Source organism: Polyangium sp. y55x31, from assembly GCF_029946505.1.
Classification (GTDB): Bacteria; Myxococcota_A; Polyangia; order Polyangiales; family Polyangiaceae; genus Polyangium.
This window is the reverse complement of sequence record NZ_JARZHG010000029.1, coordinates 139,943-147,950: the sequence shown is the minus strand read 5'-3', so window position 1 is coordinate 147,950 and position 8,008 is coordinate 139,943. Positions and strand designations below refer to the sequence as shown.

The following is an 8,008-nucleotide window of genomic DNA, read 5'->3' as shown; positions in this document are numbered from 1 at the left end:
GGGCCTGCTACCGGGCGCTCCGGCGCTTACCCGGACGGGACTCTCACCCGCTGGAGACGTGCAGCGGGAGATCGGTCCGCGAGCCGGCGTCCCGGCTGCTTGATCGATCTCTTCACGACGCACCATGCGAAACACATGGTACCACGAGGTTTTACCGCTGCGAAGAGGACACGCTCTGCCCCGGCGCGCGTACGCCCATCGAACGAAGCGCGGCCTTGAGGCCCTCTTCGAGGTCCGCGACCGTCGTGAGCCCCGAGAGATCGACCCCGAGCTCCACGATGGTCTGCGCGACCTTGGGCCGGATGCCGCTCACGATCGCGCGCGCCCCGAGCAACTCCGCGGCCCGCACGATACGAAGGAGATGATCGGCCGTCTCGGCGTCGAGCGTATCGACGCCCGTCAGATCGAGGATCGCGTAGTGCGCGCTTCGCTGGACGATCTCGTGGAGCAAGGCCTGCATGATGGTCGTCGCGCGCGCCCCGCTCACCTGCCCGACGATGGGCAACGTCAAGATGCCCTCCCATACCTGGATGATCGGGGTCGAGAGCGCCGCGATCGTCCGCGCCTGCTGCTCGATGAGGAACGCATTCTCTTTTTCGGTGCGGCGAAGCGCGTCCTCGGTCGTGCGGCGCTCCTCGACCTCCTGCCGCAGCCGCTCCAGCGCGACCGCGAGATCCGCGCGCGTGGCGGCATCCGCGGCGAGCAGGCGCTCGAGGTCTCCCTCGATCGTGCGATCCGAGGGGCGCACGACGAACTCGTCCGCGTCGTCGCCCTTGGCCTGGAACGTGACCTGCTGCGCCCAGCAATTCTTGCCGAAGAGGCGCGCGCAAAGCCCGGCGAATTTGCCGCCCATCATGCCCGAGCCCCAGCACACGGAGAGCGCGCGCTGGTAACTGGCCTCCCAGCCGTTCTTGCAGCGGAATCGGCCCACCTCGGCCGCGCGGTCGAGCGAGACGAGCTCCCAGAGCCCCCAGCCCGCCGCCGCCGCGACGACCGAGAGGGAGGCAAACCCCTCTTCGAACGTGGCGAAACCGGCGATGTGCGCCCAATCTCCCTCGACGCTGTCGCGCCCGCCGCTCTGCAACGCGAGGTTGAATCGCTCAACGCCCACCATGCGTGAAAGGCCGAGCATGAGGCCGGCGACGGTCGTCTCGGTCCACATGATCACGGACGGAACGCCGCCACATGACACCATGCCTTTCTGCATATCGAAGGACACGGACACGCCGCCGACCTCGCAGCCGACAATGAGCTCACGGCTCTGTTGATCAGGGACTTGGCCCCCCGCGAAAAGAACGTCCGTCATGATCACCCCCCGGTGAATGCTGCACGATACGCGTCCCGAACGCGCTCGGCTGCTCAGGCCAATCCTGAATGAGGGGACCGGGGCGTGCCCCAAGCGCGCCGGGGGCGCGCGTATGGGCTCAGAAAGCGGGCTGCGCGGCGAAGCGGGCGAGGTGATGCTCCTCGTCGCCGAAAAGGGCGTTCAGGACGTGCATGCGCTTGAAATACAAGCCGATATCGTGCTCGTCCGTGATCCCGATTCCGCCATGGAGCTGGATGGCCTGCTGCGAGACGTAACGCCCGCAAATGGCGAGCTCGACCTTGGCCGCGCTGACGGCGAAGCGGCGCTCGGCCGGATCGGGGTCCGAGACCTTGATGCTCGCGAGGATCGAGGTGCTCTTCGCGAGCTCCGTGCGCACGAACATGTCGACCGCGCGGTGCTGCAAGGCCTGGAACGTGCCGATCTTCACGCCGAATTGCTCGCGCGTCTTCAGGTAGTCGACGGTCATGGCGAGGGCCGCGCGCATGACGCCGAGCCCCTCCGCGCACGCCGCCGCGGCGCCGAGATCCATGATTTCGTCGAGCACGGGCGCCGCCGCGCCCTCGGGCCCGAGGCGGCTCGCGCCCGGGACGATCGCCCGTTCGAGCTTGATCATGGCGGCCATTTGCCCGTCCATCGTCTTCACCGGCGTGATGCGCAGGCCCTCGGTCTCCCGCGGGAGCACGAAGAGTGAGATGCCGTCGCTATCGCCCGGAGCGCCCGACGTGCGGGCCGAGACGACGATCACGTCCGCGGCGTGGCCATTCTGGACGAAAATCTTCTCGCCCTGGAGCACGTAATCGTCGCCTTTTTTCGTTGCCGTCGTCTCGACCCAAGTCGGGTCATAACGACCGCCGCGCTCGGCCCACGCGAGCGCGAGGCTCGTGTCGCCGGCGAGGAGCGGCGCGAGGAAGGCCTCGTGTTGCTCGGCGCTGCCCGCGCGCAGGATGGCCGTGCCCGCCGAGAGCACGGACGCGACATACGGCTCGGGCAGCAGGCCCGCGCCGAATTGTTCGAGGAGGATCGCGACGTCGACGAACGAGCCGCCGAGGCCGCCCACGGATTCGGGGAAGGCGAGGCCGATCCAGCCGAGCTCGGCCATCGTCTTCCAGAGCGATTTGCTCCATCCGATGGGATCTTCCCGGAGGGCGCGGAATCGCGTGACGGGGGACTCCTTCTTCACGAAGGAGGCCACGGTGCTTTCGAGGAGCTTCTGATCGGGAGTGAGGTCGAAATTCATGGCGAGTCCCCGTCAGCTCGGCAGGCCGAGGATGGCTTTGGCGATGACGTTCTTCTGGATCTCGTTGCTGCCGCCATAGATGCTGGCCGCGCGCGCGTAGTTGAACTGCGGGGGGACCGAGGCCTCGTTTTCGGGAATGATGCCCGGCTCGTTGTGCCAGGAGAGCGCGTCGTGCCCCATCAGGTCCATCGCGAGCTCGTAACATTGTTGATTGATCTCACTGCCGCGGATCTTCAGGATGCTCGACTCCGGCCCCGGCGCGTGCCCGAGCTCAGCCGAGGCGATCGCCCGGTAGTTCGTCATCTTGAGCGCGAGGAGCTCGATCTCGAGCCTCGCGATCCGCGAGCGCCACGCCGGGATCTCCAGGAGCGGCACGCCCCGCTCCTTCGTCGCCGCCGCGATTCGCTTCACGCGGCGCAGGACGCGGGTGGACAGACCCACCGCCGCGATGTACGTGCGCTCGTGGCCGAGCAGCGCCTTCGCCAGCGTCCAGCCGCCGTGCAGCGGGCCGACGAGGTTCTCCGCGGGCACGACGACGTTCTCGAAGAACGTGTCGCAGAACGCGGGCGTCCCGGCGATCGTGAGCGTCGGCCGCGCCGTGACGCCGGGCGTCTTCATGTCGACGAGGAAAAAGCTGATGCCCGATTGTTTCTTCGCCGTCTTGTCGGTCCGCGCGAGGACGAAGATCCAGTCGGCGTACTGCGCGTACGTCGTCCAGGTCTTCTGGCCATTGAGCACATAGTTGCCCTTGCCGTCGGGCTCGGCCGAGAGCTTGAGCGAGGCGAGGTCGCTGCCGGCGTTCGGCTCCGAATACCCCTGGCACCAGACCTCTTCGCCCGCGACGATCTTCGGCAAGAAGCGCTTGCGCTGCGCGTCGCTGCCGTACTGCAGGATGAGCGGGCCGACCATCACGAGGCCGAACGGAGAGAGCGCCGGGGCGCCGGCGAGCTCGAGCTCCTCGTTCAGGATGAAGCGGCGCGTGACGTCGAGCCCGGCGCCGCCCCATTCCGCGGGCCAATGCGGAGCGACCCAGCCCTTCGCGGCGAGGATCCGGTGCCACTCCATGATTTCATCGTGCTCGAAATGCCCGTCGACGGCCGCTTTCTCGCGGATGCGCGGAGGCATGGCCTCCCGGATCCACGCGCGGACCTCGTCGCGGAAGGCGATCTGCTCGGGGGTGAAGGACAGGTCCATCAGGCTCTCCGGCTTCCGTCCATAGTGCGAACGGGCGCCGGAGGAAAGGCCCTCGTGTCCGGAGAGCTCGGGCTCGTCCCGTCGCTGTCGACCCAGACGGTGGCGAGGGCGCTCGGCCACGTCCTTCGCCCGTGCGCGTGTGGCACCTCTCAGAACGTCACGTCGAGCTGGAGGTGGGCGACGTGGTTCGCCTTCTCGAAATCGAAATCGTGCGGCATCCGGGCAATCCAGTCGGCTTGCAGCTTCGCCTTGTGCTTGTTGAAGTAATAGTTGAGCCCGACGCCGATCTCCTGCCCGCGGCTCTGGACCTCGGACACGAGCTTCGGGTCCGTCCCTCCGAACGCGTACAATCGTGAGAACCGGGCCACGACCTCGATCGGCGGATCGAACACGTACGAGGCCTGAAAGACCGTGCCCTGGCCCGAGCGCGTGTACTCCGTGCGCGGGTTTCCGTCCTCGTCCGTGGACGCGATCCGGTCCGTGGACGCGCGTTTCCACAGATACTCGCCCTGGAGCGCGAAGCCGCGCCACTTGAACACGAGATCTGCCGCGGCGTGCAGGTAATCCGTCGTCCCGCCGAGAAACGTCGCGCCGGTCGTGCTCCGCAATCGGTTCGTGTTGTAGTTCGCCGCGAGCGCGCCGCCGAGGGCAACGCCCGGCTTCTTCCGGCGGTCGAGATCGCCCTCGGAATCATCGTCAATCTTGCCGAGCGGGCGAAGCTCCAGCCTACCTGTGAGCAGCACGCCGGGCTCCCTCGATGTCGTCAGGTTCGACCCGCCTCCGCCGAACACGCCGAGCTGCCACGCCACCGGAGACGTTTTCCCGAGGAAGTTCTCCGAATAAAACGTGACGCCCGCGTCGCGATCGAGCGTCAGCTCGTCGACGGGCACCGGCCTGTCCGCCATCTGGAGCGCGAATACGGCCACGGTGCGCAGGCGATCGAACGGCACGAAGAATTGCCCGGCCCGGATGTTGAAATCGCGGTGCATCTTCCAGTCGATGAAGGCGTGGAAGATCGGCGAGACGGCGCCGTCGCGAAAATCGCGACCGCCGAGGGCGAGCTGGATCATGTACGTCAGCTCGGGCCGATACACGTGGCCGGAGAACCAGAGGCGCGCCGTCGCGATGTTGACGAGCTGCTGGACGTCCCGCTCGCCCTGATCATCCGCGGGAGGCACGTTGATCTGGTAGCGGAGCACGATCCGGCTCCGCGCATTGAACGAGAACACATCGCCGACCTTCACCGTCACCCCATTGCCGGGGGAGCCGGTGAACTCCACGGGAGGTCTCGACTCCAGAGCGGCGGCGCTCCCGGACCAGAGCGCCGCGCTCACGGCGAAAGCGCAAAACGACATCACGTATCTTCCCGACATCACGTATCTTCCCGGGACGACATACCAGCGCTGCGCGCTCGGCCGACGCGCGCGAGGGAAAACAACGAGCCCGTAGGCGGGTGAAGCCCCGCGCCTTCAGCCCGGGCTCCGTCCTCGGCTACCGCTGCTGGCCTCCGCGAAGGAGATCCCCTGCTCCAATGTCCTGCATGTGACGACCCCGTGGAGCTCGGCGCCGATCGTCACGAGGGTCATCGCGACCTCGGGCCGGATCCCGGTGAGCACCACCCGCGCTCCGAGCAGCCGCGCCGCGTTTGCGGCTTGGACGAGCCCATTGGCCACGTGCGTATCGACCACGGGGACACCGGTGATGTCGAGGATGGCGCTGTGCGCGTTGTGCTCCGAGATGCCCTTCAGCAAGACCTCGATCACACGCGTCACGCGCTGCGAGTCCACCGATCCAACCAGCGGCATCACCAGGATCTTGCTGCGGACGGGGATGAGCGGCGTGGAAATCTCCGCGATCGCGTTCGCCTGCACCCGGATGAGCTCTTCTTGAAATCGACTCCGCTCCTCTTCTGCGCGGCGCCGCTCCTCCTCCGCCTGTTTGCGCTCCCTGATATCGCGCGTGGTGCCGATGAAGAACGTCTCCGCGCCGAAGACCATCTCGGCGACGCTGACCTCCACCGGAAACTCGACTCCGTCTCGGTTCCGGCAAAGCATCTCGCGGCGGTTGACGGGCAGCTCCGCGAGACCCAGCGGCTGGCACTTCACCAAAGACTCGCCAGGCGCGCCTCCACCGGGAGGGGGCGCACTGGACCCGACGAGGAACGTGGAAACGTCCCGGCCAGCGAGCTCCTGCGGCCCGTATCCGAAGAGGTACTCGGCCGCCGGATTGACGGACTTGATAGCGCCGCGCTGGTCGAAGGTGAACACCGCGTCCACCATGTTGTCGATGACGCTCCGGAGCCGGATCTCGCTCTCCTTTAGTGCGGACAACTGCCGCATGGTCTGGCGCTTCAAGGCGCCGACCATCAGCGCCGTGGTCGGCAAGGTGATGGCCCACACGATGACGCGCTGAAGGTTTTCGGCCGTGTAGTGGAACGGCTGATCGGAAATCGAGAAGAACAGCGCGATGTAGAGCCAGCTGAACGTCGCGCTGATCAACCCGGGGACGATCCCTCCGACATAAGCGGAGAGGACGATCGCGAGGACCAGGATCGCCGGCGGATTCGGGATTCCCATCAAAGTCTTCTTCGCCAGCACGACAGTGATGACGGCGGCAAAGGTGAACAGCGGACCGCAGCTCACTGGCCATAATCGCCTGAGCGAAGACTTCTGCACGACCATTGGGAATGACGCCCCCCTTCGAGAGACAGAGTCAAACACACATCGTGCGCCCAGTGTGGTCTTTTGTGTCCGGGCAAGATCGAAGGGCGCGGGTTCCGTGACCTGTCCCACCGTAATGAAGACAGGCTCCGTGCCCCGGAGCTCCACGCGGATGAAGCTGCAATGCAGCCGCGCAGACGTCCTCCACGCGATGACGGCATTGATGCTACGACGTTCGACGACGGCCCGTGATGACCGGCGAAAAGCTCGGTGAGCCTGGGGAGCCCCCTCTCAGAGGCCTGTCCCGGTCTCCTCCCGGTCCGCCTTGCGCAGCTCCTGCGGGGTGCGGCCCGTCCAGCGGCGGAAGGCGCGATAGAAGCTGCTGCGCTCCGTGTAGCCGAGGAGGAAGGCGATCTCCTGGATCGAGAGGGATCGATCCTGCAAATAACGATCGCAGAGCGCGCGGCGCTGCTCGTCGAGCAGGTCGTTGAAGACGACGCCCTCGTCCTTGAGGCGGCGCTGCAAGGTGCGCGGGCTCAGCGCGAGGCGCCGGGCGATGTGATCCTGCGAGGGGGCGCCGCCGCGTAGCTCCTCGACGAGGAGGCGACGCACGCGATCGGCGAGCCCGCTGTCGTGGGGGAGGCTATCGAGCTGGATCCGGGCCTGCTCCTCGAGGTAGGCGCGGAGGCGCGGATTGGCGAGGCGAAGCGGCCGATCGAGCTCCTCGCGATCGGCGATCATCCGCGTCTCCGGCATCTCGAAGCGCACCGGACAGCGGAACGCCTCGTCGTAGGGGCGGAGATCCCGCGGGGCCGCGTGCTGGAACCAGACCTCGCGCGGCCGAAAGGCCTCGCCGACGTAGAGGCTGAGGCTCTTCACCCAGGTCGCTGCGATCGACTCCGCCATCGCGCCGATCCGGCCGATGGATGGGTGCAGCGCTCGGCGGAGACGGGCGTCGCCGCCCGAGAGGTCGAGGGTGGGGAGCAGCATCTCATGAACGAGATGCCGATAGCGGTCGGCTTGCAGCACGGCCTCGCCGAGCGTGGCGGCGTGCGCCGCCATGTAGGTGAGCAAATTGCCGTGATCGAACTCGAAGCTGGCGCCGAAGGTCAGGCCGAGCGAGCCCTTCGGGAAGCGGGGCGCCGCGATTCGCCACAAGGCCACGTACCGAGCCATGGGGATACGCTGATCGGGATCCGCGAGATCGGCCTCGGAGGCGCCCGCCGCGGCGAGGAGCGGCCGTGGGTCGAGGCCGGCGCCCTCGAGGACGCTCACGACGTGCCGGAAGGCGCCTGCGTGCACCGTGCTCGTCACCTCCGGCGCGCCGAGCGATCGGGGGCGCGGGTGCTGCTCTGCCAGGCGGGACGCCTCGCCTGCGCGTTCGTCTTCCGCGGTCGTGTACGTATCCATCACGTCTGTCCATGCCACCGGCGCGAGGGGTGTCGGCGTTGGTTTCTTGCTGCGCGTGTCGGCGAACGCAACAACATTGTCGCGAGCGGACACTGGCGAGAAGTCGAAAGGGCAGGCATTCTCGATTTCATCGGTGAGCGCGGAGGGCGCGGGGGCAGCGCCGCATTGGCGGCCCCGCGC

Annotated in this window: 6 protein-coding genes; all 6 read right to left on the bottom strand. The window is 67.2% G+C overall.

The features are described 5' to 3' along the window. Positions 1-151: 151 nt before the first annotated feature. Positions 152-1,306: an STAS domain-containing protein gene (locus QHF84_RS36245; RefSeq protein ID WP_281318104.1), complete on the bottom strand. Its 1,155-nt coding sequence runs from the start codon at positions 1,304-1,306 to the stop codon at positions 152-154. 118 nt (positions 1,307-1,424) lie between these two features. Beyond that, on the bottom strand, positions 1,425-2,564 hold the full coding sequence (locus QHF84_RS36240; protein WP_281318103.1) for an acyl-CoA dehydrogenase family protein: 1,140 nt from the start codon (positions 2,562-2,564) through the stop codon (positions 1,425-1,427). A 12-nt stretch (positions 2,565-2,576) separates the two neighbouring features. Continuing rightward, complete coding sequence (locus QHF84_RS36235) at positions 2,577-3,758, bottom strand: acyl-CoA dehydrogenase family protein (protein ID WP_281318102.1); 1,182 nt, start codon at positions 3,756-3,758, stop codon at positions 2,577-2,579. Positions 3,759-3,907: 149 nt separating this feature from the next. Beyond that, positions 3,908-5,113: a porin gene (locus QHF84_RS36230; protein WP_281318101.1), complete on the bottom strand. Its 1,206-nt coding sequence runs from the start codon at positions 5,111-5,113 to the stop codon at positions 3,908-3,910. Positions 5,114-5,227: 114 nt separating this feature from the next. Continuing rightward, positions 5,228-6,550 (bottom strand): PAS domain S-box protein, encoded by a 1,323-nt coding sequence (locus QHF84_RS36225; RefSeq protein ID WP_281318100.1) that lies wholly within the window; start codon positions 6,548-6,550, stop codon positions 5,228-5,230. A 159-nt stretch (positions 6,551-6,709) separates the two neighbouring features. Next, positions 6,710-7,846 carry an AraC family transcriptional regulator gene (locus QHF84_RS36220; RefSeq protein WP_281318099.1) on the bottom strand — a complete coding sequence of 379 codons (1,137 nt, stop codon included), beginning with the start codon at positions 7,844-7,846 and terminating at the stop codon, positions 6,710-6,712. Positions 7,847-8,008: the final 162 nt, after the last annotated feature.

Bases quoted from the DNA above. Each gene is read 5' to 3' on its own strand.
- QHF84_RS36230 (WP_281318101.1), bottom strand. From the start codon at position 5,113: ATGTCGTTTTGCGCTTTCGCCGTGAGCGCGGCGCTCTGGTCCGGGAGC.
- QHF84_RS36240 (WP_281318103.1), bottom strand. From the start codon at position 2,564: ATGAATTTCGACCTCACTCCCGATCAGAAGCTCCTCGAAAGCACCGTG.
- QHF84_RS36245 (WP_281318104.1), bottom strand. From the start codon at position 1,306: ATGACGGACGTTCTTTTCGCGGGGGGCCAAGTCCCTGATCAACAGAGC.
- QHF84_RS36235 (WP_281318102.1), bottom strand. From the start codon at position 3,758: ATGGACCTGTCCTTCACCCCCGAGCAGATCGCCTTCCGCGACGAGGTC.